28 protein-coding genes are annotated in these 23660 nt (G+C 72.4%); 13 read left to right on the top strand and 15 right to left on the bottom strand.

Annotation, left to right across the window (positions count from 1 at the left end; translation table 11 throughout):
* Nucleotides 1–19: 19 nt before the first annotated feature.
* The 5 genes from OHA99_RS33905 to OHA99_RS33885 all read right to left on the bottom strand — a co-directional run bounded on the left by OHA99_RS33905 (nt 20) and on the right by OHA99_RS33885 (nt 4485).
* The gene (locus OHA99_RS33905; protein WP_153181250.1) at nt 20–1003 is read right to left on the bottom strand and encodes an aldo/keto reductase; all 984 of its coding nucleotides are present in this window, start codon (nt 1001–1003) and stop codon (nt 20–22) included.
* Between the two features lie 12 nt (nt 1004–1015).
* A complete protein-coding gene (locus tag OHA99_RS33900; protein WP_405698644.1) occupies nt 1016–2278 on the bottom strand; it encodes an FAD-dependent monooxygenase in 1263 nt (420 codons plus the stop codon).
* A gap of 97 nt (nt 2279–2375) precedes the next feature.
* Nucleotides 2376–3080, bottom strand: coding sequence for a ribonuclease H (locus tag OHA99_RS33895; RefSeq protein WP_153181248.1), 705 nt, complete (start codon nt 3078–3080; stop codon nt 2376–2378).
* A gap of 31 nt (nt 3081–3111) precedes the next feature.
* The gene (locus tag OHA99_RS33890) at nt 3112–3909 is read right to left on the bottom strand and encodes a VOC family protein (RefSeq protein ID WP_405698643.1); all 798 of its coding nucleotides are present in this window, start codon (nt 3907–3909) and stop codon (nt 3112–3114) included.
* A gap of 93 nt (nt 3910–4002) precedes the next feature.
* Nucleotides 4003–4485 carry a VOC family protein gene (locus OHA99_RS33885; RefSeq protein WP_381550806.1) on the bottom strand — a complete coding sequence of 161 codons (483 nt, stop codon included), beginning with the start codon at nt 4483–4485 and terminating at the stop codon, nt 4003–4005.
* A 209-nt stretch (nt 4486–4694) separates the two neighbouring features.
* Here OHA99_RS33885 and OHA99_RS33880 point away from each other — a divergent pair, with 209 nt between their 5' ends.
* Both OHA99_RS33880 and OHA99_RS33875 read left to right on the top strand, forming a co-directional pair.
* Nucleotides 4695–5348 carry an ATP-dependent Clp protease proteolytic subunit gene (locus OHA99_RS33880; RefSeq protein ID WP_405698641.1) on the top strand — a complete coding sequence of 218 codons (654 nt, stop codon included), beginning with the start codon at nt 4695–4697 and terminating at the stop codon, nt 5346–5348.
* Nucleotide 5349: 1 nt separating this feature from the next.
* A complete protein-coding gene (locus tag OHA99_RS33875) occupies nt 5350–5952 on the top strand; it encodes a ClpP family protease (protein WP_054100107.1) in 603 nt (200 codons plus the stop codon).
* A 60-nt stretch (nt 5953–6012) separates the two neighbouring features.
* Here the strand turns inward: OHA99_RS33875 and OHA99_RS33870 are convergent, their stop codons facing one another.
* Complete coding sequence (locus tag OHA99_RS33870; RefSeq protein WP_164385877.1) at nt 6013–6456, bottom strand: helix-turn-helix domain-containing protein; 444 nt, start codon at nt 6454–6456, stop codon at nt 6013–6015.
* 254 nt (nt 6457–6710) lie between these two features.
* Between OHA99_RS33870 and OHA99_RS33865 the strand changes: the two genes are divergently transcribed.
* Nucleotides 6711–7598, top strand: coding sequence for an RNA polymerase sigma factor SigF (locus OHA99_RS33865; protein WP_153182104.1), 888 nt, complete (start codon nt 6711–6713; stop codon nt 7596–7598).
* Nucleotides 7599–7639: 41 nt separating this feature from the next.
* Here the strand turns inward: OHA99_RS33865 and OHA99_RS33860 are convergent, their stop codons facing one another.
* Nucleotides 7640–8095, bottom strand: a complete 456-nt coding sequence (locus OHA99_RS33860) for an ATP-binding protein (RefSeq protein WP_405698639.1) — start codon at nt 8093–8095, stop codon at nt 7640–7642.
* A 168-nt stretch (nt 8096–8263) separates the two neighbouring features.
* Between OHA99_RS33860 and OHA99_RS33855 the strand changes: the two genes are divergently transcribed.
* The 3 genes from OHA99_RS33855 (at nt 8264) to OHA99_RS33845 (ending at nt 10710) form a co-directional block, all read left to right on the top strand.
* Nucleotides 8264–8848, top strand: coding sequence for a PRC-barrel domain-containing protein (locus OHA99_RS33855; RefSeq protein ID WP_153181242.1), 585 nt, complete (start codon nt 8264–8266; stop codon nt 8846–8848).
* Complete coding sequence (locus OHA99_RS33850) at nt 8845–9285, top strand: hypothetical protein (protein WP_405699040.1); 441 nt, start codon at nt 8845–8847, stop codon at nt 9283–9285. The genes OHA99_RS33855 and OHA99_RS33850 overlap by 4 nt, the downstream gene beginning before the upstream one ends.
* 153 nt (nt 9286–9438) lie before the next feature.
* Nucleotides 9439–10710: a streptophobe family protein gene (locus OHA99_RS33845; protein WP_405698637.1), complete on the top strand. Its 1272-nt coding sequence runs from the start codon at nt 9439–9441 to the stop codon at nt 10708–10710.
* Nucleotides 10711–10736: 26 nt separating this feature from the next.
* On the opposite strand, the gene OHA99_RS33840 is transcribed toward OHA99_RS33845, so the two are convergent.
* Nucleotides 10737–11147: a hypothetical protein gene (locus OHA99_RS33840; protein WP_153181241.1), complete on the bottom strand. Its 411-nt coding sequence runs from the start codon at nt 11145–11147 to the stop codon at nt 10737–10739.
* A 323-nt stretch (nt 11148–11470) separates the two neighbouring features.
* Here OHA99_RS33840 and OHA99_RS33835 point away from each other — a divergent pair, with 323 nt between their 5' ends.
* The gene (locus tag OHA99_RS33835; RefSeq protein WP_153181240.1) at nt 11471–11851 is read left to right on the top strand and encodes a nuclear transport factor 2 family protein; all 381 of its coding nucleotides are present in this window, start codon (nt 11471–11473) and stop codon (nt 11849–11851) included.
* Between the two features lie 101 nt (nt 11852–11952).
* On the opposite strand, the gene mgrA is transcribed toward OHA99_RS33835, so the two are convergent.
* On the bottom strand, nt 11953–12945 hold the full coding sequence (gene mgrA / locus OHA99_RS33830) for an L-glyceraldehyde 3-phosphate reductase (protein WP_153181239.1): 993 nt from the start codon (nt 12943–12945) through the stop codon (nt 11953–11955).
* 128 nt (nt 12946–13073) lie between these two features.
* On the opposite strand from mgrA, the gene OHA99_RS33825 reads away from it, so the two are divergent.
* Together OHA99_RS33825 and OHA99_RS33820 are read left to right on the top strand one after the other, a co-directional pair.
* Nucleotides 13074–13958, top strand: a complete 885-nt coding sequence (locus OHA99_RS33825) for a LysR family transcriptional regulator (protein ID WP_381543585.1) — start codon at nt 13074–13076, stop codon at nt 13956–13958.
* 52 nt (nt 13959–14010) lie between these two features.
* Nucleotides 14011–14526 (top strand): mycothiol transferase, encoded by a 516-nt coding sequence (locus OHA99_RS33820; protein ID WP_153181238.1) that lies wholly within the window; start codon nt 14011–14013, stop codon nt 14524–14526.
* On the opposite strand, the gene OHA99_RS33815 is transcribed toward OHA99_RS33820, so the two are convergent.
* The 4 genes from OHA99_RS33815 to OHA99_RS33800 form a co-directional block, all read right to left on the bottom strand.
* Complete coding sequence (locus OHA99_RS33815; protein WP_405698636.1) at nt 14508–15587, bottom strand: adenosine deaminase; 1080 nt, start codon at nt 15585–15587, stop codon at nt 14508–14510. The genes OHA99_RS33820 and OHA99_RS33815 overlap by 19 nt on opposite strands.
* Before the next feature lie 66 nt (nt 15588–15653).
* Nucleotides 15654–16049 (bottom strand): VOC family protein, encoded by a 396-nt coding sequence (locus OHA99_RS33810; protein WP_405698634.1) that lies wholly within the window; start codon nt 16047–16049, stop codon nt 15654–15656.
* 100 nt (nt 16050–16149) lie between these two features.
* Nucleotides 16150–17049 carry an aldo/keto reductase gene (locus OHA99_RS33805; RefSeq protein WP_194280204.1) on the bottom strand — a complete coding sequence of 300 codons (900 nt, stop codon included), beginning with the start codon at nt 17047–17049 and terminating at the stop codon, nt 16150–16152.
* A gap of 28 nt (nt 17050–17077) precedes the next feature.
* Nucleotides 17078–17968: a glycoside hydrolase family 19 protein gene (locus OHA99_RS33800; RefSeq protein ID WP_153181234.1), complete on the bottom strand. Its 891-nt coding sequence runs from the start codon at nt 17966–17968 to the stop codon at nt 17078–17080.
* Nucleotides 17969–18471: 503 nt separating this feature from the next.
* Between OHA99_RS33800 and OHA99_RS33795 the strand changes: the two genes are divergently transcribed.
* Nucleotides 18472–18915 carry an SPW repeat protein gene (locus OHA99_RS33795; protein ID WP_153181232.1) on the top strand — a complete coding sequence of 148 codons (444 nt, stop codon included), beginning with the start codon at nt 18472–18474 and terminating at the stop codon, nt 18913–18915.
* A gap of 199 nt (nt 18916–19114) precedes the next feature.
* Nucleotides 19115–19384 carry a GlsB/YeaQ/YmgE family stress response membrane protein gene (locus tag OHA99_RS33790; protein WP_054100119.1) on the top strand — a complete coding sequence of 90 codons (270 nt, stop codon included), beginning with the start codon at nt 19115–19117 and terminating at the stop codon, nt 19382–19384.
* A gap of 15 nt (nt 19385–19399) precedes the next feature.
* Here the strand turns inward: OHA99_RS33790 and OHA99_RS33785 are convergent, their stop codons facing one another.
* Nucleotides 19400–20359 (bottom strand): NAD-dependent epimerase/dehydratase family protein, encoded by a 960-nt coding sequence (locus OHA99_RS33785; RefSeq protein WP_153181231.1) that lies wholly within the window; start codon nt 20357–20359, stop codon nt 19400–19402.
* 144 nt (nt 20360–20503) lie between these two features.
* On the opposite strand from OHA99_RS33785, the gene OHA99_RS33780 reads away from it, so the two are divergent.
* Nucleotides 20504–20989, top strand: coding sequence for a nucleoside deaminase (locus OHA99_RS33780; RefSeq protein ID WP_405698633.1), 486 nt, complete (start codon nt 20504–20506; stop codon nt 20987–20989).
* Nucleotides 20990–21031: 42 nt separating this feature from the next.
* Here OHA99_RS33780 and OHA99_RS33775 read toward each other — a convergent pair whose 3' ends face one another.
* A complete protein-coding gene (locus tag OHA99_RS33775) occupies nt 21032–21757 on the bottom strand; it encodes a chaplin (protein ID WP_405698631.1) in 726 nt (241 codons plus the stop codon).
* Nucleotides 21758–22006: 249 nt separating this feature from the next.
* Between OHA99_RS33775 and OHA99_RS33770 the strand changes: the two genes are divergently transcribed.
* Nucleotides 22007–23629, top strand: coding sequence for an alpha/beta hydrolase (locus OHA99_RS33770; protein ID WP_153181228.1), 1623 nt, complete (start codon nt 22007–22009; stop codon nt 23627–23629).
* Nucleotides 23630–23660: the final 31 nt, after the last annotated feature.

The following is a 23660-nucleotide window of genomic DNA, read 5'->3' as shown; positions in this document are numbered from 1 at the left end:
GGCACCGCCCGGGGGCCGCCTACCAGCGGCCCTCGACCTGGTCCTTGACGCGCCGCTCGTAGAGGTCGCGGATCGCGGCGAGGGTGGCGTCGGACAGCTCCGGCAGCCGGGCGGCGTCCGTGTTGGCTCGGGCCTGCTCCGGCGAACGGGCGCCCGGGATCACGCTCGTCACACCGGGCTGCTGGACGATCCAGCGCAGCGCCAGCTGGGCCGGGGTGTATCCCTCGGGGGCGAGCGCGGCGAACTCCGCGGCGGCCTCCACACCGGTGGCGTAGTCGACGCCGGAGAAGGTCTCGCCCTGGTCGAAGGCCTCGCCGTGCCGGTTGAAGTTGCGGTGGTCGTTGGCCGCGAAGACCGTGTCCTTGGTGTACTTGCCGGTCAGCAGGCCGGAGGCCAGCGGCACCCGGGCGATGATGCCGACGCCGGCCTCGCGGGCGGCGGGCAGGACCTCGCGCAGGGGCTTCATCCGGAACGGGTTGAGGATGATCTGGACGCTCGCCACGTTCGGCCGGGCGATCGCGGTCAGCGCCTCCTCGCAGGTCTCGACGCTGAGGCCGTACGCGGCGACGCGCTCCTCCTCGACGAGGGTGTCCAGGGCGTCGAACACCTCGTCGCTGGAGTAGACGGCCGTCGGCGGGCAGTGCAGCTGCACCAGGTCGAGCCGGTCGACGCCGAGGTTGCGGCGGGAGCGGTCGTTCCACTCCCGGAAGTTGTCCAGGACGTAGTTCTGCGGGATCTGGTCGACCCGGCGGCCCATCTTGGTGGCGACCAGCACGTGCAGGTCGGGCCTGCTCGCGAGGAAGGTCGCGATGGTCTGCTCGCTGCGCCCGTCGCCGTAGACGTCCGCCGTGTCGAAGAAGGTCACCCCCGACTCGGCCGCCGCCTCCAGTACCGCGAGGGCTTCCTTGTCGTCGACGTCTCCCCAGTCGGCGCCCAGTTGCCAGGTGCCGAGGCCGACCACCGACGCGTGCTGATCCGACCTGCCGAAAGTGCGCTCGTCCATGGCGTCAGTCTGTCATCCGCGGCGCGCGGGCATCGCGTCGGGACGCCCGGAGCCGGCTCGACCGTCGCCGGTGGCGAGCCTGCGCGCCTGGACCGTGCGCGCGACCACCGGTCCCAGGCGGCGCTTGACCCGGCGCAGCGTCTCGAGCCGGCCGGCCGCCCGGTCGATCCGGTAGTACAGGCGGGGCGGGAGATACGGCAGCAGCGGCGAGTGGCGCTGACCGAGCAGGGCGAACATCTGCTGCGGGGGCAGGCGGATGTAGCGGGGCAGGTTCTCGTACCACTGGGCGCTGAGCCGGGCCGCGCTCTGCGCCGGCAGCAGGGCCGTCCTGCGTTCGCGTTCGTAGTGGGCGAGGGCGCCCGGAAGGGGGAGGCCCGGCTCGCGCAGTGCGGTGGCCAGGGCCATGGCGTCCTCCAGGGCGAGCGTGGTGCCGGCGCCGACGGAGTAGTGCGTGGTGTGGGCCGCGTCGCCGAGCAGGACGAGGTTGCCGCGGGACCAGGTGCGGTTGGTGACGGTGCGGAAGACGGGCCAGGCGGTGCCGGCCCGGCCGGAGGAGCGCGCGGTGAGGGGGTGGCCGTCCAGGACGTCGGCGAAGAGCTTCTCCAGCAGGACGAGCCCCTCGGCCTCGTCGGCGCGGTCCAGGCCCAGGCCGGTCCAGGTCCCGGGGGCGCACTCGACGACGCAGGTGCTGCCCTCGGGGCCGTAGCCGTAGCCGTACGCCCAGATCCAGCCGTGGTCGGTCTCGGTGAAGGCGAAGGTGAAGGCGTCGAAGACCTTGGTGGTGCCGAGCCACACGTAGTGGTTGCGGCCGCCGGTGATCTCGGTGCCGAAGTGGCCGGCGTGGTGGCCGCGCAGGGCGCTGCCCGCGCCGTCGGCGGCCACCACGAGGTCGGCGGCGGGCGGGTCGGCGGCGGTGACCGGGTGCTCGTACTCCAGGTGTACGCCCAGTTCGCGGGCGCGGGCGGCGAGGAGGGCGAGGAGGCGGTGGCGGCCGATGCCGAAGCCCTCGTCGCCGTGGTGCCGGGTGGCGAGGTCGCCGACGTGGGCGACACCGTCGCGCCAGCGCACGGAGTGCTCCTCGACGGCGCGGGCGGAGTCGGGGTCGTGCTCCTGGAGCCGGTCGAGCAGTCCGCGCCAGTAGGTGACGCCCCAGCCGTAGGTGGACCCCTCCGGGTCGCGTTCGTACACGGTGACGTCGTGGGTCGGGTCCTGCCGCTTCAGCAGGATCGACAGATACAGTCCGGCGGGTCCACCGCCGACGCAGGCGACCTTCACACACACCCCTGGTATGCACTCATAACGGTCATTCGGGACCGCAGGGTAACAAGGGGAAGGTGGCGGGCCGGCGCCACGCGGCCGTGGACGGCGCGGATTATCCGGCGGCCACCGTGCGGCACTCCGGGTGGCCCCAGCCCTGGTCGTTCTTGGCGATGGACTCGCCGGCGGCGTACGAGCGGCCGCACAGGCAGCGACCGGGGAACTTCGCCTTGATGGTGCGGGCCGAGGAGCCGCCGCCCTTGCGGGCCGTGCCGGACGATCCCCGGCGCGGCGCCTTGCGGGCCGCGGGGACGTCCGGTGCGGGCGGCGGTTCCGGCGAGCCGAGACCGCTGCCCGCGGCCTCCTGCACGACGGCCGCCTGGCTGGCGGCGCGGTCGGCGAAGTCGTTGAGCCGGTCGCCGTCGACCTGGTGGGCGGGTACGTAGCGGAACTCGACCGAGCGCCCGTCGAGCAGCTCGTCGATCCGCACGACCAGCTCCTGGTTGGCGACCGGCTTGCCGGCCGCGGTCTTCCAGCCGTTGCGCTTCCAGCCGGGCAGCCAGGTGGTGACGGCCTTCATGGCGTACTGCGAGTCCATGCGGACCTCGAGCGGCACGCCGGGGTCGGTCGACGCCAGCAGGCGTTCCAGCGCCGTCAGTTCGGCGACGTTGTTGGTGTTCCTGCCGAGCGGGCCCGCCTCCCAGCGGACCGGGGTCTCCGACGCGTCGGCCACCACCCAGGCCCAGCCGGCCGGGCCCGGGTTTCCCTTCGAAGCCCCGTCGCACGCGGCCACTACACGTTCACGCATGCGCTCGATCATGCCATGGTCCGGCGGGGTGTCCGGACAGGGTTCAGGAGGCGTCCGTGACCTTGGGCATCTCCCCCTCGGTGGTCGTGACGTCGATCACCGAGAAGGCCGCGCCCTGCGGGTCGCTCAGCGCCGCGAACCGGCCGAAGGGGGTCGTGACCGGACCGAACCGCAGGATGCCGCCCAGTTTCGTGGCGCGGGCCACGGCGTCGTCGCAGTCCTCGACGGTGAAGTAGACGTTGATGTGGGGCGGGACCTCGGGCGGGAAGTCCTCCGTCATGGCCATGCGGCCCAGGACGGGGTCGTCACCGAGGTCGAAGAGGCGGAAGTCCACCTGGTCGTCCTGCATCTGCCGGGCCCGGTAGGAGAAGACCGCCGGGAAGAAGGCGTCCGACTTCGCGGGCTCGCGGGTGAAGACCTCGGCCCAGCAGTAGGCGCCGGGCACGGCCGTCGCCTCGAAGCCCTCGTGCCGGTCGCCCTGCCAGACGCCGAAGACGACGCCGCTCGAGTCGCGGGCCAGGCACATGGTGCCGAAGTCGCCGACCCGCATGGGCTCGAGGAGCAGTTCGCCGCCGGCCTCGCGGATCCGGGCTGCGGCCGCCGCCGCGTCCGGGGAGGCGAGGTAGAGGCACCACTGCGACTGGTCCTCGTGACCGGGCGGGGGCGGGACCACGGCGGCCACCGCCTTGCCGTCGGCGTAGCACTGCGTGTAGTTGCCGAACTCCGACGACGACTCGCCGAAGGTCCAGCCCAGGACGTCGCCGTAGAAGCGCTTGGCTCCCTCGACGTCGGTGAACATCGCGTCGGCCCAGCAAGGGGCTCCTTCGGGTGGCACGGCCATGGCTGCCGCCTCCTGTGCGAACGTGCGGGTGGATGGGGGTCGGGTGCGGGTCGGTTGGGGGTCGGGCGGGGGTCGCTCCCCGGCGGGTGCGGGTCACTCCCCGGCGTACGCCCGCTCCAGCTCGGCGATGTCGAGCTTGCCCATCGACATCATGGCCTTGTTGGCGCGCGCCACCCTGGCGGGATCGGGGTCGCGGAACATCTCCTCGAGCCGGCTCGGCACGACCTGCCAGGACACGCCGAACCGGTCCTTGAGCCAGCCGCAGGGGCCGCCCTCGCCGCCGCCCTCGGTGAGCGCGGTCCAGTAGTGGTCGACCTCGTCCTGGTCCGCGCAGGTGATCTGGAAGGAGACCGCCTCGTTGAACTTGAACTGCGGGCCGCCGTTGAGGGCGACGAACCTCTGCCCGTTGGCCGTGAACTCCACGGTGAGCACCGAGCCGGCCGGCTGGGGCGCTCCCTCGGGATAGCGGGCGACGGCGCCGATGCCGGAGTTCTTGAAGACGGAGACGTAGAAGTGGGCGGCGTCCTCGGCCTCGCCGTCGAACCACAGGCACGTGGTGAATCCGTCGGTGCTCATGACTACCTCCTGGGGGCGGAACACGGTCACCACTGTCGACCGGCGCGGGCCGCGGAACTCATCGCTCTGCCGGTGGCGAATCTGCCGCGGGCAGAGAAACCCCCGGCGGGGCCCGCAGCGGGCCGAGAGTGGAGGAATCGCGGCACGTCCGGCCGCGCACCACTCCCACCAGCCGTTCAGGACTGGTGACGACTCGACAAGGAGCGCCGATGTCTCCACTCTTCACCGGCCCGGCCCCGGTCGCATCCCCCAGGGCCGAGGAGGGCGACACCCCCGCGACCCGGTTCGACGACCGGCTCGCCGAGCAGTTGCTCGACCAGCGGATCGTGCTGCTGGGCACGCAGGTCGACGAGGTCTCCGCGAACCGGGTCTGCGCCCAGTTGCTCATCCTGTCCGCGCAGGACCCGCGCACCGACATCAGCCTGTACGTCAACAGTCCCGGCGGCTCCGTGCATGCGGGGCTCGCCATCTACGACACCATGCGGCTGATCCCCAACGACGTCTCGACGCTGGCCATGGGGTTCGCCGCCAGCATGGGGCAGTTCCTGCTGAGCGTCGGCACGGCGGGCAAGCGCTACGCGCTGCCGAACGCGCGGATCATGATGCACCAGCCGTCTGCGGGCATCGGCGGCACCACCGCCGACATCGAGATCCAGGCGGACAACCTGGAGTTCACCAAGCGCACCATGGAGCGGATCACCGCCGAGCACACCGGTCAGAGCGCCGAGACCATCTCCCGGGACGGCGACCGCGACCGCTGGTTCACGGCCGAGGAGGCCAGGGAGTACGGAATGGTGGACCGGGTCGTGCAGTCCTTCGCGGATGTGCGCCCGGCCGCCGCCAAGCGACGGATGGGGCTGTGACATGGGGAGCTACACGATTCCGAACGTCGTCGAGCGGACCCCGCAGGGCGAGCGGTCCTACGACGTGTTCAGCCGGCTCCTGTCGGAGCGGATCATCTTCCTGGGGACCGAGATCGACGACGGCGTGGCCAACGTCGTGATCGCGCAGCTCCTGCATCTGGAGTCGTCGGCCCCGGAGAGCGAGATCGCGATCTACATCAACTCTCCGGGCGGCTCGTTCACGTCGCTGATGGCCATCTACGACACGATGACCTTCGTCCAGGCGCCGATCTCGACGTTCTGCGTCGGGCAGGCGGCGTCCACGGCGGCCGTGCTGCTGGCGGGCGGCGACCCCGGGCGGCGGTTCGCGCTGGAGCACGCACGGGTGCTGCTGGGGCAGCCGGCCAGCGGCGGGCGCCAGGGCACGGTCTCCGACCTGGCGCTCCAGGCCAAGGAGATGGTGCGGATCCGCTCCCAGGTGGAGGAGGTGCTGGCCCGCCACACCCACCACGACGTCGCGACGCTGCGTGCGGACATGGACCGCGACAAGGTGTTCACCGCCGAGGAGGCGGTGGCGTACGGGCTGGCCGACGAGGTGCTCGCCCGGCGCCTGGCGCGGGTGTGAGCCGCCGGGCCGGTGCCCCGCTCCCGGCGGGGCCACCGGCCCGTGCGCGACCGCGCATCCTCAGGCGGCCAGGCACATCCCGTCGAACCGCGCGCCGGACGTGCCCCGGCCCGCTCGCGCGCCGGTGTGCCGGGAGGTCAGGCGGACCAGCTCGCCCTGCGCCCGGGCCAGCAGGTCGCCGAGTCCCAGTCCGAGGGCGCCGGCGGCGGCCGCCAGCACCTCCGAGGACGCCTCCTTCCGGCCGCGCTCCACTTCCGACAGGTACGGCATGGAGATCCGTGCGGCCTCCGCGACCTCCTTCAGCGTGCGCTCCTGGTCGAGGCGTTCACGCCGCAGGACGTCCCCGACCAGATCGCGCCACAGGGGCTCGCGCACGGTGGGCGGCCTTCGCTCCGGGGAAACCGGCGAGGCGGCGGGGCGGGCCCCCGGGGGCCCGGACTGCGGGCGCGCGGACTGCGGGCGCAACGGAATGACGCGGGCTTCGTTCGGCACGTGGCTGGTCACCTCCTCAGCCTAGGGTTCCGGCCGGATCACGGAAGGGTGCGGCGTTCCGCCCTCAGGGAAATCCCGGCGGGCTCCGGGGTGCCGCGCACCTCCCGCGGGACTACTCTGAAAAGGTACGCAGCACCCCGCGAAGACGCCGCGGCACACGGATCCGGCCACCCGTGAAAACGGGGGCATGTGCCGCCGCGACCCGGGTACCCGCAAGCGGGAAAAGCCTAGGGAGACGTCGAACCGTGACTTTCGTGGGAGAGGTAATGGAGACCGCCGTGGTCCGGCCGGAAGCGCAGGTTGTCGAGAAGACCGCCGGGAGCGGGACGGGTGAGGGATCACCGCTGGCTCACGTGGACCCCCGCACCGTGGCCCCGCGTGACGCACGGCAGCTGTCCCGCCAGTTCTTCCAGCGCCTGACGGAACTCGAAGAGGGCACGCACGAGTACCAGTACGCGCGCAACACGCTGATCGAGATGAACATGTCGCTCGTGCGGTTCGCCGCGGGCCGCTTCCGCGGTCGCGGGGACGACATGGAGGACATCGTCCAGACCGGCATGATCGGCCTCATCAAGGCGATCGACCGCTTCGAGCTGTCCCGCGAGGTCGAGTTCACGTCCTTCGCGCTGCCCTACATCGTCGGCGAGATCAAGCGCTTCTTCCGGGACACCACCTGGGCCGTGCACGTGCCGCGGCGGCTCCAGGAACTGCGCGTGGAGCTGGCCAGGGCCCGCGAGGAACTCTCCTCCCGCCTGGACCGCGAGCCCACCGTCGCCGAACTCGCCACTCTGATGAACATCGGCGAGAACGAGGTGATCGAGGGCCAGATCGCGTCCAACGGCTACAACTCGTCCTCGCTGGACGCCGCGCTGACCGGTGACGGGCCCGAGAACGGCGAGTCGGTGCTGGCCGACTTCATCGGTGTGGAGGAGGACGGGCTGCGGCTCGTGGAGGACTTCCACTCGCTGGCCCCGCTGATGGCCGAGCTGAGCGAGCGCGACCGGCAGATCATCCACCTGCGGTTCGTCGAGGAGGCCACGCAGGCGGAGATCGGCGAGCGGCTCGGCTGCTCGCAGATGCACGTGTCCCGGCTGATCAAGCGGATCATCGGCCGGCTGCGCGAGGGCATGCTGGGCGAACTCGGCTGCGCCTGAGCCCCGGCCGCTGCCCGGCCCCGCGGTGACGACGGTGCCCTTCACCCTCCGGTGAGGGGCACCACGGCGCGTACCCGCTTGCCGACCGGGACGGGTTCGATGACGACGGTCTCCACCAGGGCGTGCACGATCTCCAGGCCGTGCCCGCCGACGCGCTCGGGGTCCCGGGCGAAGCGTTCGGGCACGGCGCCGCTGCTGTCGTAGACGGTCACCGCCACCGAGCTGCCCGTGCCCTCCAGCTCCAGGATGTACGGCCCCCTGCTGTGCCGGTCCGCGTTGGTGACCAGCTCGCTCACCACCAGGAGCACCGCGCCGTCCGCGCGGGGACCGATGGTGGCGCACCACTCGGTCCTCAGCTGGTCGAGGAAGAGCGAGGCGAAGGAACGCGCCTGCGCTATGCATCCCGGCTCACCGGAGTAGTGTGCCGCCCGCCTCAGCGGTTCAACGGGTACGTCGAAACCAGTCGGTATCACTGCCCCGTCCAGGTACTCGGTCATGCGTTTCTCTCTCGGAAGCCGGACTGGCCGGACGCTACTGCACCTGTCCTCGTACCCCGAGCCGCGCATCGCAGTCCCCGTCTCTTCACAGTGCGGGCATCGTCACAGTGGTGCGGGGAACCCGTGGGTGCGAGAAGGGTGTGCGATCGGGCGGGGGAAGGGTGTGCGATGGACGAACTGATGGCCGCGCGAAGCCTGACCACCCGGCCGGTGGTCACCCTCGGCGGCGATGCCGTCGCCCATGTCAAGGACACCGTATGCGACGCCGCCGCGGGCCGGATCACCGGTTTCACCCTGACCGGACGGGGCCTGCTGTCCGGCCCGCTGAAGGAGGCCCTGCCGTGGCAGGCGGTGTACGCGCTGGGCCACGACGCGGTGATGATCCGGGACCGGCGCGGCCTGGTGAACGCGGCGGCGATGACGGCGCACCAGCAGAACCTGCGGTCCCGGTTGCTGGGGGCCAGGGTGGTGACCGGGGCAGGGGCGGACATCGGCACCGTGCTCGACGTGGTGGTGGAGGGCGGTACCGGGGGGCGGATCGTCGGCTTCCGGGTGGCGGCGAGCCGGCGGTTCGTGCCGGGCCCGGCCCGGCACCGGCGCCGGGTGTACGTGCCGCGCGGCGAGGCGCTCACGGTCGCCGGGCGGGCCCTGGTCCTCCCCGAGGACGCCGTCCGGCACGTCGCGGACGATCTGCCCGGCTTCACCGCCCTGGTCGGCGGGGTGCCCGGCCGGTGGAGGGGTTCGCTGCCGTGATGCTGTTCACCGAGGTGCGGGGGCTGCCGCTGCTCGCACCGGAACCGGCCGGCGGCGGCCCGCTCGGCACCGTGTCGTCCCTGACCGTCGCCGTCGGGTCCGGGTCGGTCAGTCATGTCCGCTTCCGCGACGGGCGGTTCGGCCGTGAGAAGGCACTGCCGTGGGACGCGGTGGACACGGTCGGACCGGGCGCCGTCCGCCTCCGGTCCGCCGCCGTCCTCGAGACGCTGCCGTCCCACCACGACCTGCCGACCCACCACGACCTGCTGGGGCGCCGGGTCCTCGTCGAGACGGGCACCGAGCACGGCACGGTGCTGGACGTCGCCTTCGACACGCGGACCGCCCGTCTCCTCGCCCTGTTCACCACCCGCGGCGAACTGCCGGCCGGCCGTCTGCTGGGCCTCGGCGGGTACGCCGTCGTCGTGCGGGCGGCCTGAACACCGGCCGGGTCCCGGCACTCGCCGCGCTCCGCCGTCCGGTGCGAACGGCCCTGTCGGCGGGCGCCGCCCGCGGGGGCTGCTTAGCGTGACAGCGTGAACGCGCGCACCCCGCCGGTACCGCCCGAGCCTCCCGTGCCTCCCGTGCCTCCCGTGCCTCCCGGATCCTCCGGCCGCGCGGTCGCCCGTCACGGCTGGGCGCAGGCCCTCGGTACGGTGCTGGCCGGGCTGGTGGCCATGGGAGTCGTGGCCGCGCTCGGGCTGTGGGCGGCCGGTGCCGCGGACCTGCCCGACAACGCCTTCCCCCGGGTCGTCGTGGCGACCGTCGTCACCGCCGTGGGCGGCGCGCTGGAGATGTCCGGCGACGCGGGCGAGCTGGCGGCCACCGACGCCGGGCTGACCGTGATGCCGCTGTCCGTCACCCTGACCGGTGCCCTGGTGATCGCCTGGGGGTTTCTGCGGCCGCTGCGCCACCGGTCCGTCATCGGCGTCCCGGAGCTGGCCGGCTGGGCCGGGCGGATCGGCGTCCTGTGGCTGCTCGCCCTCGTCGGGACGGCGTTCGCCGCACGCCAGACCTTCGAGGTCTCCCTCGGCGAGGGCCTGCTGAGCGACCTCGGCGATCTGTTCGGCGTCACCCCGACGGTCGGCTTCACCGCCGACGTGCCGCTGACCGTCCTGTTCGGACTGCTGTGGCTGGCGGGTGTGCTCATCGTCGCCCTGCTGGCCTCGCGGCGGGCACCGCTGCCCGGGGGCCTGCCCCGGTTGCGGACGTCGGTGCGGCCGCCCGCGCAGGCGATGGTCGCGCTGCTGCTCGCGTACGTGGTCGTCGGCGTCGTCGTCGCCCTGGTCACCGCCGGGACGCGTGGTCGTCCCGCGGACACCTTCGCCGTACTCCTGCTCGGGCTGCCGAACCTGGCCTGGCCGGCGCTCACCATCGGCCTGGGGGCGACCTGGAACGGACGGGTGGAGGGGCCGTTCGGTCTTCCGATGCCCCAGGTGCTCGACGAGGTGCTGCGCACGCCGGACGTCTCGACCGTGAACGTGGGCACGCTCGCCGAGCACGACGGGCGGATGTGGTGGCTGCTGGTCGCCGCGGCGGTCCTGGTCACGGCCGCCGGGTTCCTCATGGTGTCCCGCTCCCCCGCCCGGGCGCCGGCCTGGCTGCACGCGGTGCGCATGGCGGTGGCGCTGGCGCTCACGGTCCTCGCGGTCGGCCTCGTCGGCCGGATCTCCGCCCACTACGGACTGTCGGTCCTCGGCATCGGTGACCTGGGCGGCGGGCTGTCCGGGCGGTTGTTCCTGCGCCCGCGCCTGTGGGGTGCGGTCGGTCTGGCGCTGCTGTGGGGGCTGGTCGCCGGGTTCCTGGGCGCGCTGCTCGCGCGGTGGGTGGGTGAGCGGTCCCGGTCCGGCCGGGCGGGTTCCTGATCCTGCCGGTGCGGCGGCACGGGGGCTCAGGCGACGGGGACGACCAGGGGCGGGGCGGCCCGCTGCATGCGGAGCGCGTCCACGGACTCGGCCATCAGCTCGTACTCCGTGGTCTCGTCACTGGTCGCGACGAGCACCAGATGTCCTGCGGCCAACTCGTCGGCGACCAGCTCCTGTTGTACGTCGTCGGCGCACCAGGTGCGCAGCATGCGCGGCACGTCGGGCGCGTCGTCGGCGACGGGAGTCAGGGCGCCGCGCGGTAAGTGGGGGGTGTCGGGCTGCGGATCCAGCCGCTCGGCGATCCAGGTCGCCCGGTCCCGCAGCCACCACAGGGCCAGTGCGAGGGTGGGGGCCCGGTAGGTGCCCAGCGGGACGCCGATGCGCCGGCCGTCGCAGACACCGTAGGCCGTGACGTGGCACAGGAACTCGTCGTGCACTGCTACCCTCCCCCGTCACCCAGGCGCCCTGCCGGTCAGGCATGACGTCCGTGCGGCTCGTGTGCTGTGCGTGAGGGCTCTGTCGCATGGTGTGAGAGGCCCTAGTGGTGAGTATGTTCACGACTGAACCACTGTCACCACGAATTTCCGGCCAGTCTCCTGGCATATTCGGGGCGCGGGTTGGCCGAAACGGCGTGCCGGGTGCCATGACCCCGGGAGTAATCGACGGCGTCCGCCGGGGCGGGCAGTGTGGTCGTACCGGGTCACCGAGACCGGGATCCGGCTCCTGACCAGCGCACCCACCTCATTGGAGGCTGATCGCCATGTCCGCACCCACCCGTCGTTACGAGGACGCCGTCGCCCGCTACTTCGAGGCCTGGAACGCGGCCCCGGACGCGGTGGCCAAGGCGGTCGCCGCGGCCTGGACGGAGGACGGCGGCTACACCGACCCCCTGGCCGACGTGCGCGGCCACGAGCAGATCGCCGCCGTGGTGGCGGCGGCGCGGGAGCAGTTCCCCGGTTTCTCCTTCCGGCTGTCGGGTGCCGTCGACGGGCACCACGACACGGCGCGCTTCTCCTGGGAGCTGGTGAGCGAGGCCGACGGTTCGGCACCGGTGGCCGGGTTCGACGTGATCGCCCTGGACGGCGAGGACCGCATCCGGTCGGTGTTCGGCTTCCTGGACCGGGTGCCCGCGGCGGCCTGAGCACGGCGGGACGCGTACGGACACGTCGATGCCGGAGGCGGGGGTGCCTCCGGCATCGGCGTGTGCGCGTCCCGCCCGGGGGCGGACTGCAGGGGTGCGGACTAGCCCTTGACGACCTTGTCGATGCGCGCCAGTTCGTCGGTGTCGAAGTCGAGGTTTCCGATGGCCGCGACGCTGTCCTCCAGCTGCCGCGGGCTGCTCGCGCCGACCAGGGCCGAGGTCACCCTGCCCTGCCGCAGCACCCAGGCCAGCGCCATCTGGGCCAGTGACTGGCCGCGGGACCCGGCGATGTCGTTCAGGGTGCGCAGCTTGCCGACCAGTTCCTCGGTGACGGCGTCGGAGTTGAGGAAGGGGCTGTCGCTCGCGGCCCGGGAGTCCTCCGGGATGCCGTTCAGGTAGCGGCCGGTCAGCAGGCCCTGCTCGAGCGGGGAGTAGGCGATGGAGCCGGTCTTCAGCTCGTCGAGGGCGTCCAGCAGGCCGCTGGTCTCGGGGCGGCGGTCGAGCATGGAGTAGCGCGGCTGGTGGATCAGCAGCGGGGTGCCCAGGTCGGCGAGGATGCGGGCGGCCTCGCGGGTCTGCTCCGGCGAGTAGTTGGAGACGCCGACGTAGAGCGCCTTGCCCTGCTGCACCGCGGTGTGCAGCGCGCCCATCGTCTCCTCCAGCGGAGTGTCCGGGTCGGGGCGGTGCGAGTAGAAGATGTCGACGTACTCCAGGCCCATCCGGGACAGGCTCTGGTCCAGGGACGACAGCAGGTACTTGCGCGAGCCCCACTCGCCGTACGGCCCGGGCCACATCAGGTAGCCGGCCTTGGTGGAGATCACCAGCTCGTCGCGGTACGGCGCGAAGTCGGCCTTGAGGGCCTCGCCGAGCGCGGACTCGGCCGAGCCGGGGGGCGGGCCGTAGTTGTTGGCGAGGTCGAAGTGGGTGACGCCGAGGTCGAAGGCGCGGCGCAGGATGGCGCGCTGCGTCTCGACGGGGCGGTCCGGGCCGAAGTTGTGCCACAGGCCGAGCGAGAGCGCGGGGAGCTTCAGGCCGCTGCGTCCGGTGCGCCGGTAGGGCATCTCCGCGTAGCGGTCGGGGTGTGCGGTGTACAACGCGACTCCAGAGGGGTTGGCCGCCGAGGTTCGGGGCTTGGGTGGAACCGTCCTCCACTCTCCCGTGACCTGCGTGCAGTGGTCCAACAGAAGAATCCGATGGGATTGCGCGGTTACGCTTCTGAGTCATGGAACTGCGTCATCTCCAGCACTTCGTGGCGGTCGCCGAGGACCAGCACTTCACCCGGGCGGCGGAACGGCTGCTGGTGTCCCAGTCCGGTCTTTCGGCGTCGATCCGGGCGCTGGAGCGGGAGCTGCGGGCACCGCTGTTCGTGCGCACCACGCGCCGGGTCACGCTGACGGAGGCGGGGCGGGCGCTGCTGGAGGAGGCACGGCGGATCCTCGCCCAGGTGCGGTCGGCGCACGAGGCGGTCGCCGCGGTGCAGGGGGTGCTGCGCGGGACGCTGTCGCTGGGCGCCGAGCAGTGCATCGCCGGGGTGCCGGTGGCCGGGCTGCTGGCGGCGTTCCGGCGGCGCCACCCGGACGTGGAGATCCGGCTGCGGCAGGCGGGTTCCGGGGAGCTGGCGGAGGAGGTCGCGGCGGGCCGGCTCGACCTGGCCTTCGCCTACCGCACGCAGGCGGACACGGACCAGCTGCGCTCGGTCTCGCTGGGCGGCGAGCCGATGACGGTGCTGTGCCACCCCGACCACCGGCTCGTGGCGGACGGTGCGGTCCTCACCCCGCACGACCTCGCCGACGAGGTCTTCGTCGACTTCCACCCGGACTGGGGCCCGCGCCGCGTCACCGACGCCGTCTTCGCGGCAGCCGGGGTACGGCGGACCGTGCCGCTGGAGGTGAACGACGTGCACGGGCTGCTCGACCTGATCGACGAGAACCTCGGCATCGCGGTCGTGCCGCGCCATTTCCGGCACAAGCGGGCCGCCCTGACCTCGCTGCCGCTCAAGGACGCGGACGGGACGGAGTACGAGACGATCGCGCTGCTGCCGTCCGCGGCGGCCACCAGCCCTGCGGCGCGGGCGCTGATGGGGCTGCTGGACACGGGGAGCGTGTGAAGGAGGGGGTGAACGGGGAGCGCGCGCGGTCCGACTGCGCGATGGTGGACGTATGCATGCGAAGGACATCCTCATCGAGGGCTACGGCCGTATCCAGGAAGAAGTCCACGCCGCCGTCGAGGGCCTGGACCCCGACGGCCTGAACGCCCGCCCCGCCGCCGACGCCAACTCCGTCGCCTGGCTGGTCTGGCATCTCACCCGCGTCCAGGACGACCACATGGCCGGTGCCTTCGGGCTCGACCAGGTGTGGCTCACCGGGGAGTGGGAGAAACGCTTCGGCCTGGGCCTGCCCCGCCGCGACACCGGGTACGGGCACGGCTCCGCCGAGGTCGCGAAGGTGCGGGTCGACTCCGGCGACCTGCTGACCGGCTATTACGACGCCGTGCACGAGCAGACGCTGACCGCCCTGCGCTCCCTGACCGCGAAGGACCTGGAGCGGGTCGTCGACGACAACTGGGACCCGCCGGTCACGCTCGCGGTGCGGCTGGTCAGCGTCCTGTCCGACGATCTCCAGCACGTCGGACAGGCCGCCTATGCGCGCGGGCTCGTTCAGAGCGCGGACGCGTAGCCCGGCAGGACCACGTCCCGGATGAGGGCGTTGCGCTCGTCGAAGGGGAGGAAGGCGCTCTTGAGGGCGTTCACGGTCACCGTGCGCAGGTCCTCGACGCCCCAGCCCGCCTGCTCGACCAGCAGGGACATCTCGCGGGTCATCGTCGTGCCCGAGACCAGGCGGTTGTCGGTGTTGAGGGTGACGCGGAAGCCGAGGTCCTTCAGCGCGGTGATCGGGTGCTCGGCGATCGAGGTCGCGGCGCCGGTCTGGAGGTTGGAGGTCGGGCACATCTCCAGGGCGATCCGGCGGTCGCGCACCCAGGCGGCGAGCCGGCCGAGCTTGCCGGCGGCGAGGTCGGGGATGTCGTCGGTGATGCGCACGCCGTGGCCGATGCGCTGGGCGCCGCACACCTGGAGGGCCTGGTGGATGCTGGGCAGCCCGTGCGCCTCGCCGGCGTGGATGGTGAAGGGCACGTTCTCGCGGCGCAGGTGCTCGAAGGCGGCGAGGTGGTCGGCGGGCGGGAAGCCGTCCTCGGCGCCGGCGATGTCGAAGCCGACGACGCCCGCGTCCCGGAAGGCGACGGCGAGGTCGGCGGCCTCGCGTACCCGGTCGAACATCCGCATGCCGCAGAGCAGGGTGCCGACCCGGACGGGCGTCCCGGCGGCGGCCGCCCTGGCCATGCCGGCGGCAAGGCCTTCCTGGACGGTCTCCACGACCTCCCCCATCGAGAGCCCGCCCCTGGTGTTCAGTTCGGGGGCGTAGCGGACCTCGCCGTAGACGACGCCGTCGGCGGCGAGGTCGAGGACGTACTCCTCGGCGGTGCGCAGCAGCCCCTCTCGGGTCTGCATCACGGCGAGGGTGTGCTCGAAGGTGGCGATGTAGCGCACCAGGTCCCCGGAGTTGGCGGCCTCGTAGTACCAGGCGGCCAGCTCGTCGGGGTCGGTGGTGGGCAGCGTGTGGCCGACGGCCGCCGCCAGCTCGACGACGGTCGCCGGGCGCAGGCCGCCGTCGAGGTGGTCGTGGAGGACCGCCTTGGGGAGGCGGGTGAGGGTCTCGGTGTCTATGCGCGTAGATGACATGTGCGGTGGTTCCTCGGTGGTTCTGGGAGCGAGTGCGGGGACGGGTGCGTGATGTACGGGGGACGGTCAGGGGGCGGCGGGCTGGAGCAGGTCCCAGCGGTTGCCGTACAGGTCCCGGAAGACGGCGACCGAGCCGTAGGACTCGTGGCGGGGCTCCTCCAGGAAGGTCACGCCGGCCGCCTTCATACGGGCGTGGTCGCGGGCGAAGTCGTCGGTGTGGAGGAAGAAGCCGACCCGCCCGCCGGTCTGGTCACCGACCCTGGCGCGCTGGGCGTCGCCCTTGGCGCGGGCCAGCAGCAGGGCCGTGCCCCGCGCCGGTCCGCCGGGCTCCACGACGACCCAGCGGGAGCCGTCGGGCCGGGGCGTGTCCTCGGCGAGGCGGAAGCCGAGGGCCTCGGTGTAGAAGCGGATCGCCTCGTCGTAGTCGTCGACGACGAGGGCGACCAGGGCGATGCGTGTCATCGGCACCTTCCGGGACGGGCGATTGACGGGAGAGGTTATACGTAAAACTCACCGGACGCCAAGTCCCCCGCCCCGGGGGACCGGCGCCGTGCGGCGCGGGTCAGGCGGTGCGGGCGCCGTCGAGCCGGGCCAGTTCCTCGCCGGTGAGGCGGAGGGCGCCCGCGGCGACGTTCTCGGCGAGGTGCACGGGGTCGCCGGTGCCGGGGATGGCCAGGACGTGCGGGCCCTGGTGCAGGGTCCAGGCGATCCTGACCTGGGCGGGGCTCGCCCCGTGCGCCCGTGCCACCGCGCGCACCTCCTCCTCGTGGGCGGTGCCGGCGCCGCGCGGTCCGGCCTCGCCGGCGATGGCGTAGAACGGCACGAAGGCGATGCCCTGGGCGCGGCACTGGGCCAGGAGCGCGTCGGTGGCGGGGTCGTGGAAGCCGAGTCCGTACCGGTTCTGGACGCTCACCACCGGGGCGATGGCCTGCGCCTCGGCGAGGTGCCGGGGCTCCACGTCGGAGAGGCCGAGGTGGCGGATCAGTCCCGCCTCGCGCAGTTCGGCCAGGGCGCCGAAGTGGTCGGCGACCGAGTCCTGCCGCATGCGGCGCAGGTAGACGACGTCGAGATGGTCGCGGCCGAGCTGGCGCAGGTTCTCCTCGACGTGGGCGCGCAGGTCCTCGGGGCGGGCGGAGGTGCCCCACTCCCCCGCCCAGTCGCGGTACGGGCCGACCTTGGTGGCGATCACCAGGTCGTCGGCGTAGGGAGCGAGCGCACGGTTGATCAGTTCGTTGGCGGAGCGCAGGGAGGAGAAGTAGAACGCGGCGGTGTCGATGTGGTCGACGCCGAGTTCGACGGCCCGGCGCAGTACGGCGAGGGAGCGCTCGCGGTCGCTCGGGGTGCCGAGGTGGAAGGCGGCGCTGCCCGTCAGCCGCATCGCGCCGAAGCCGACGCGGCGGACGGGCAGGTCGCCGAGGTGCCAGGTGCCCGAGGACTCCGCGGTGATCGTTTCCGAGGTCATCGGCGGAGTTTCGCACACCCCGTGAGGCTCAGCAGTACAGGTTTCCGCCCGGGGAGACGCCGAGGATCTGGGCGAACTGCTGGTACTTGGTGACCCGGCTCTGAACCTGTGCGGGGTTCTTGCCGTCGCACTCCAGCGAGCCGTTGATGGAGCGGATGGTCTGGCCGAAGCCGGCGCCGTTGACCATCGCGTTGTGCGGGGTCATGGTGCCGGGTCCGGACTGGGTGTTCCAGTACCACAGGCCGGTCTTCCAGGCGACGGCCGCGTCGTTCTGCACCAGCCAGGGGTTGCCGAGCAGGTCGATGCCGAGCGCGTCGCCGGCGGCCTTGTAGTTGAAGTTCCAGCTGAGCTGGATCGGGCCGCGCCCGTAGTAGGCGGCCTGGCCGGCCGGGCAGCCGTAGGGCTGGTTCCAGTCGCAGTAGTGGGGGTAGTTGGCGGTGTTCTGCTCGACGATGTGCACGAGGCCGCCGGTCTCGTGGCTGACGTTGGCGAGGAAGGCCGCGGCCTCCTGCTTCTTGGTGGTGTCGCTGCCGGTGTTGGCGAAGCCGGGGTAGGCGCTGAGCGCGGCGGTGAGACCGCTGTAGGTGTAGAAGGAGTTCCGGCCCGGGAACATCTGGTTGAACTGGGCCTCGCTGACGACGAAGTCGCCGACCGGCGTCTGCGAACCGCCGTCACAGGCGTACGGGTCCCAGTACCAGGTGCTGATGAGCGGGTCGTATCCCGGGTTGGCGTGCTCGGCGATGTAGGCCTTGCCGTCGGTGTAGCGGACGATGTCGCCGGTGTTGTAGTTCGCGTCGGCCGACCAGGCGGGGTAGCTCGAACACGCGGCGGCCGACGCTTCGTCGGCGGGCGCGAGCAACGGCACGGCGCCCGCGAGGGCGAGTGCGGTGATCACGGCTGATATGCGGCGCCTCGACACAGGCTTGTCTCCTTCTGCGGAGCACGGCCGCTCCCGTACAGGGTCACAGCGGAGCGGAACCTTGTGCGCACGTGCCGGCGGGAACCGGCCACGGCGTGGGGGCGGCCGTGGAGGGGGGTGTGGAGGCACACTCAACCGCGTTGGTATGTACCAGTCAAGGGTGTAGACCAGTCAACTCGACGACTCCCGCGCCGGGTTGGCATCGCCGGGTCAGCGGCGGGTCGCCGGGATCAGCCCGCGGTGCGACAGGAGGCGCTGGACACGCGCGCGAGGTCGACGTGGCGTCGCCGGGTGGGATCCGGTCGCGTTGTCATGCCGACGATCGCGGCAGCTCCGCTCGAGGACGGTCGAGGAGAACCGGACCGGCGGCACTCGCGCGACGATCGCGCGATCAAGCGATCCCGGGCTCCTCATCTCTACACATAAGGGCGGAATAAGAGCAGAATGGACGTATGCGGCGCTACCGCACACCGCACCTCGGCCCAAGCCAAAGGAGACGACTCATGGCCAACGTCTCGCACCCTCGAGGTGACATCACCAGCCACCCGGACGCCCCGGAAATGCAGGCGCGCTACGCGCGCATGCTCGGTGGTCGCGACGTGGCGTTCGTGGACGGGCCGGTGTTCCTGCTCGGCCTCTACTGTGCCGTGTCCCCGTGGATACTCCACTTCACCACCAGCCAGCCCTCACTCGTGGCCCACAACCTGATCGTGGGCATCGCCATCGGTCTGCTGGCCCTCGGATTCACCCGCGCCCCGGAGCGCATGTACGGCCTCAGCTGGGCCATGTGCGCGATCGGCGTCTGGATGATCATCTCGCCGTGGATCGTCGGCTCGAGCCCGGACGCCGGCGTCATCTGGAACAACGTCGTCATCGGCGCCCTGGCCTTGATTCTGGGCATGGTCTGCGCCGGTACGGCGGCGCGGAGCGCCCCACGCAGGCACTAGACGCACCGGAAGGAGACGGCACGGGCCGGGCCCGCACCCGCGGGCCCGGCCCGTCGCCCGTGCTCCCGCGCACGCGCCACCCCCAGCCCCTCCGCCCGCGGTCGCCGACGGGGCGGCACCGGCGGACTGCACCCGCCCGTGGTGGGCAGACGCATCACTGCGGGGGTCACTGCGGGGGTCTTGACACGAAGGGGTGGAGATGGAGATCGACGGCATCATCAGCGCCATCGTCATCGGTGTGGTCATCGGCGTGCTGGGCCGGCTCGTCATTCCGGGCCGGCAGCGCATCGGCGTCCTGTGGACGATTCTCGTCGGCATCGTCGCCGCGTTCGTCGGATCGTGGATCGCGTCGGCGTTCGGCGTGGCCGACACCGACGGCGTCGACTGGGTCGAGTGGCTCATCCAGATCGGCCTGGCCGCGGTCGGCGTGGCAGCACTGGACCGGTCCAGGTCTCGCCCGGGCCGGTGAGAAGGGGCACGACCGTCACCCGTTGCGGAGCCACGCCTCGTACCAGGTGACGGTCGCGTCCACGGTGTCCGCGAGCGACGCCGGGGCGACCCCGAAGAACCGCTCGAAGGCGCTGGAGTCCACGATCTGCGGCTCCGTGTGCTGGTAGAACATCTCCTCGTACTCGGCCATCATCTGCTCGTCGAACGGACCGTAGGCGCGGGCCCGGTCGAGCACCACGACGTTCAGCGGGCGGCCCACCCGCTTCTCGACCATCGCGTGGATCTCGCGCGTGCTGACGGCGGGCGCGGTCGGCAGGTGCCAGACGCGGCCGTCGCCGTCGGGACGCTCACCGAGGGTGGCGAGGCCGGCCGCCACGTCCGCTATGCCGGTGTAGCTGTGCGGCAGGTCGATGTCACCCATGGCCACGACGTCCCCTCCGGTGAGGGCGCCGGGGAAGACCGCCGCGCCCAGGGACGAGTTGAGGACGCCGGGACCGACGAAGTCGGCGCTGCGGCCGAGGACCACGCGGGCCCGGCCCGACCGGTGGGCGGCGAGGTACCGCTCGTCCAGCTCGGCGCGCATCCGGCCCTTCCGGCTGGTCGCCTTCCAGGGACTGCCCTCGGTCATCACCGCTCCCCCGGTCTCGCCGTACGGGTACAGCGTGTCGAGCACGACCAGCCGGGCTCCGCTCTCCTCGACGGCGGCCAGGACAGCCTCCTGGACCCGCGGCATCACCTCGACCTGGAGGTGGTAGGCGACGTTGACGCAGTGGTGGACGACGGCGGCGCCGCGTACGGCGGCTCGGGCGCCGTCGGCCGTGCTCACGTCGGCGGCGACGCGCTCGACGCCGTCGATCTCCGGACCCGCGGCCCCGCGGTCCACCAGCCGGACGGGGTGCCCCCGGCGCACCAGCTCACGAGCGAGCGCGGTGCCGGCCGGACCGGATCCCAGGACGGTGTGCGGGGCGTGCGGCTGCGGGGTTGCGGTGGACATGGCGCTCCTCGTTGACTCGACCGACTAGATGCACTCTCTTTCGTTAGAGACTCTAACGCCCGCGAACAGCAATAGGCAAGATGCTCCCGTGCGGGAGACATAGGCTGAGCGGGAAGGATCACGTCACGAGGAGGGCCGTACGCCATGGTCGTGAAGGACACCGAACTGCCCCATCTGCACCGTTGTGTGGAGCTGGCGGCCGAGGCACTGGAAGCCGGCGACGAGCCGTTCGGGTCGGTGCTGGTGGGCGGGGACGGCACGGTGCTGGCCGAGGACCGCAACCGGGTGGCCGGCGGCGACCGGACGCGTCACCCGGAGTTCGAGCTCGCGCGCTGGTCCGCCGCCCGGCTGACCCCCGGGGAACGCGCCGCGGCCACGGTGTACACGTCCGGCGAGCACTGCCCGATGTGCGCCGCCGCACACGCGTGGGTCGGCCTCGGGCGCATCGTGTACGTCGCCTCGTCGGAGCAACTGGTGGCATGGCTGACGGAGTTGGGGCTCGCCCCGGCGCCGGTGCGGCCGCTTCCCGTGCGGGAGGTGGCGCCCGACGTGACCGTGGAGGGGCCGGTGCCACAGCTCACCGAGGAGATCCACGCCCTGCACCGGCGCTTCCACGCGGGACGCGCCTGAGCCGGGGCGCCGTCGGGTGAGGACGGGCCCCGGTCGACGCGCTCAGCCCCGGGCGCCCGGCCGGAAGCGCCGGTGGAGGGCGGTTCCGCCCAGCACGAGTGCGGCACCGCCGGCGAGGGCGACCAGGGTTCCGTCCGCCCCGGTGTGGGCGAGGGCCACCCGCTCCCGCGGCGGCGCGGCGTGCGGGGACGGTGCGGGCCCGGCGCGCTCCTCGTCGGGGGCGGACGGCTCGGGCTCCGCCGGGGGCCGTACGGCTTCCGGGGTGTCGCCGGAGTCGTTGACCGACTCGTTGCCGACGGCCGGGTTGCCGATGCCGGCCACGTTGACGCTGTTGCCGCTGACGTTCACCGGGAGGTGCACCGGCAGCTGCACCCCGTTGCCGGAGAGCACGCCCGGCGAATCCTTTCCGCTTCCCTCGGCGACCGCGCCGCCCGGCGCATCCCCGGATGCGACCTCCGACGTGCTGCCGGACGCACCGTCCGCGGCCTGCGCCCCGGAGTGCGACGCGTCCGTCTCCGCACCGTTGGCGCAGCTGTTGCCGGCGGCCGGGTTCAGGAGCCCGGCCACGTTCACCGTGTTGCCGCACACGTTGACCGGCACGTCCACCGGGAGCTGGACGGTGTTCCCGGAGATCAGTCCGGGTGAACCGGCCGAGGATCCGTCGGCGGCCGCACCGTCGGACGCGAACGCCGCGCACGCCGGCATCGTGACGGCCAGCGCGCCGGAGGCGGCGACGGCGAGCACACCGTTTCGGGTAACCCTTCTCATGAGGTTCCCTGCCTTCCAGACATGGTCGCGGGCACTCGCCCGCACCGGTTAAACCCCGGGCGCACCATCCCAGTTATGGCTTATCGGTCTTTCACCCCATCGAGTGGGCGGTTCATCGAACAGGTGGTGCCCCGTCCGGTGCGTGCCCCGTACGGTGCGCCGTCGCCCGGAGGCGCCGGGTGCGAAGCCCCCTTATGGTGAGCGAGGGCGCCGACCACCGGTCCGCGACGGGGCGCCCGGGAGGCATCGATGCAGGCCAAGCTGGAGACTCGGCCCACGGTCCGGCGCCGCGCGGTCACCGGAGCGCTCGGCCTGGCACTGCTGGGTGCGGGACTGCCCGCCGCGGATGCCGCGACGACGGTGACCACCACGACCGCCGCCGCCTCGCAAGAGGGGTCGGGCCTGTCCCGGTTCTACGACCAGAAGGTCACGTGGTCGGCGTGCGAGGGCATGGAGATGCCGAAGGACCTGCAATGCGGCAAGGTCACCGTCCCCGTCGACTACGCGCACCCCAGGGGCAGGACCCTCGACGTGGCCCTGGCCCGGTACCGGGCGACCGGCGACTCACGGGGCTCCGTCCTCCTGAACTTCGGCGGCCCCGGCGGCTCCGGCATCAATGAACTCGCCGTCGGCGGCAAGGAGTTCATGCACCTCACCAACGGCTACGACGTCGTGACCTTCGACCCGCGCGGCGTCGGCCGCTCCTCCCCGGTCTCCTGCGGACCGGCCACCCTGAAGATCATGGAGGCCACGGACGGGGACGAGGGGACGGGTGACGCGAAGGACGCGCTGAAGCGGCTGCGGGACGCGGCGGCCGAGTGCGCCAAGTACTCCGGTCCCGTACTGCCCCACATAGGCACGGTCGACGCCGCGCGCGACATGGACGTGATGCGCCGGGCCCTCGGCGACGACCGGCTCAACTACCTGGGCTTCTCCTACGGAACCCGGCTGGGGGCGGTGTACGCGGCCCAGTTCCCCGACAAGGTCGGCCGGATGGTGCTCGACGGTGTGGACACGCTGACGGAGTCGCTGACCGAGCAGGGGCTGGCGGGCGCGCGGGGGCAGCAGACGGCGCTGGAGAACTTCCTCGACTGGTGCGTCGAGGACGTCGCCTGCCCGTTCGGCCAGGACGCGCGAAGCGCCAGGGAGCAGGTCGTGCGACTCGTCGCCTCCCTCGACTCCGACCCGGTGCCGTCGGCCTTCGGCGAGCCCTTCACCGGGCAGGACATGGTCGGCGCGATCGGGCAGGCGCTGTACAGCCGGGACCTGTGGCCCTCGCTCGAGCGGGCGCTCGCGCAGTTGCTGGAGGACGGGGACACCCGCGGCCTGGAGGGCTTCTCGTCCGGCGGCGTCACCTTCCCGGTCCGTGAGGACACGGGCGGGGCCGGGCTCACGGACGAGGAGGACGTCCCCATGGACAACCTTCCGGCCGCCCTGATGGCCATCAACTGCGCCGACGACCCCGACCGTCCCACCGCCGCCCAGGTCACCGCGTCCCTCGGGCCGCTGCGGGCACGGTACGAGGAGGCCTCGCCGGTCTTCGGCCGGTACCGGCTCACCCAGGTGCTCATGTGCTACGGCCGTCCCAAGGGGACGGACTACATCCGGGACGACGTGAAGAACCTCGACACCGCGAAGATGCTCCTGGTCGGCACCCGCGGCGACCCGGCCACGCCGTACCGCTGGACGACGGAGACGGCCGACCGGCTCGGCCCCTCCGCCGTCGTCCTCGACAACCGCGGCGAGGGGCACACCGGCTACGCGTCCTCCGAGTGCGTGCACCGCAAGGTCGACGACTTCCTGCTGTACGGCTCCCTGCCGGCCGGCGGCGGCTCGTGCGGCTCCGAGTCCCCCGGCGACGGGTCCGACTGAGCGGCAGCCCGTTCCGAATGCCCGATATGCC

Origin of the sequence: Streptomyces coelicoflavus (genome assembly GCF_045041415.1) — a bacterium.
GTDB lineage: Bacteria > Actinomycetota > Actinomycetes > Streptomycetales > Streptomycetaceae > Streptomyces > Streptomyces coelicoflavus.
Note: the sequence above shows the minus strand (reverse complement) of the source record. Positions and strands in the feature narration are given on the sequence as shown.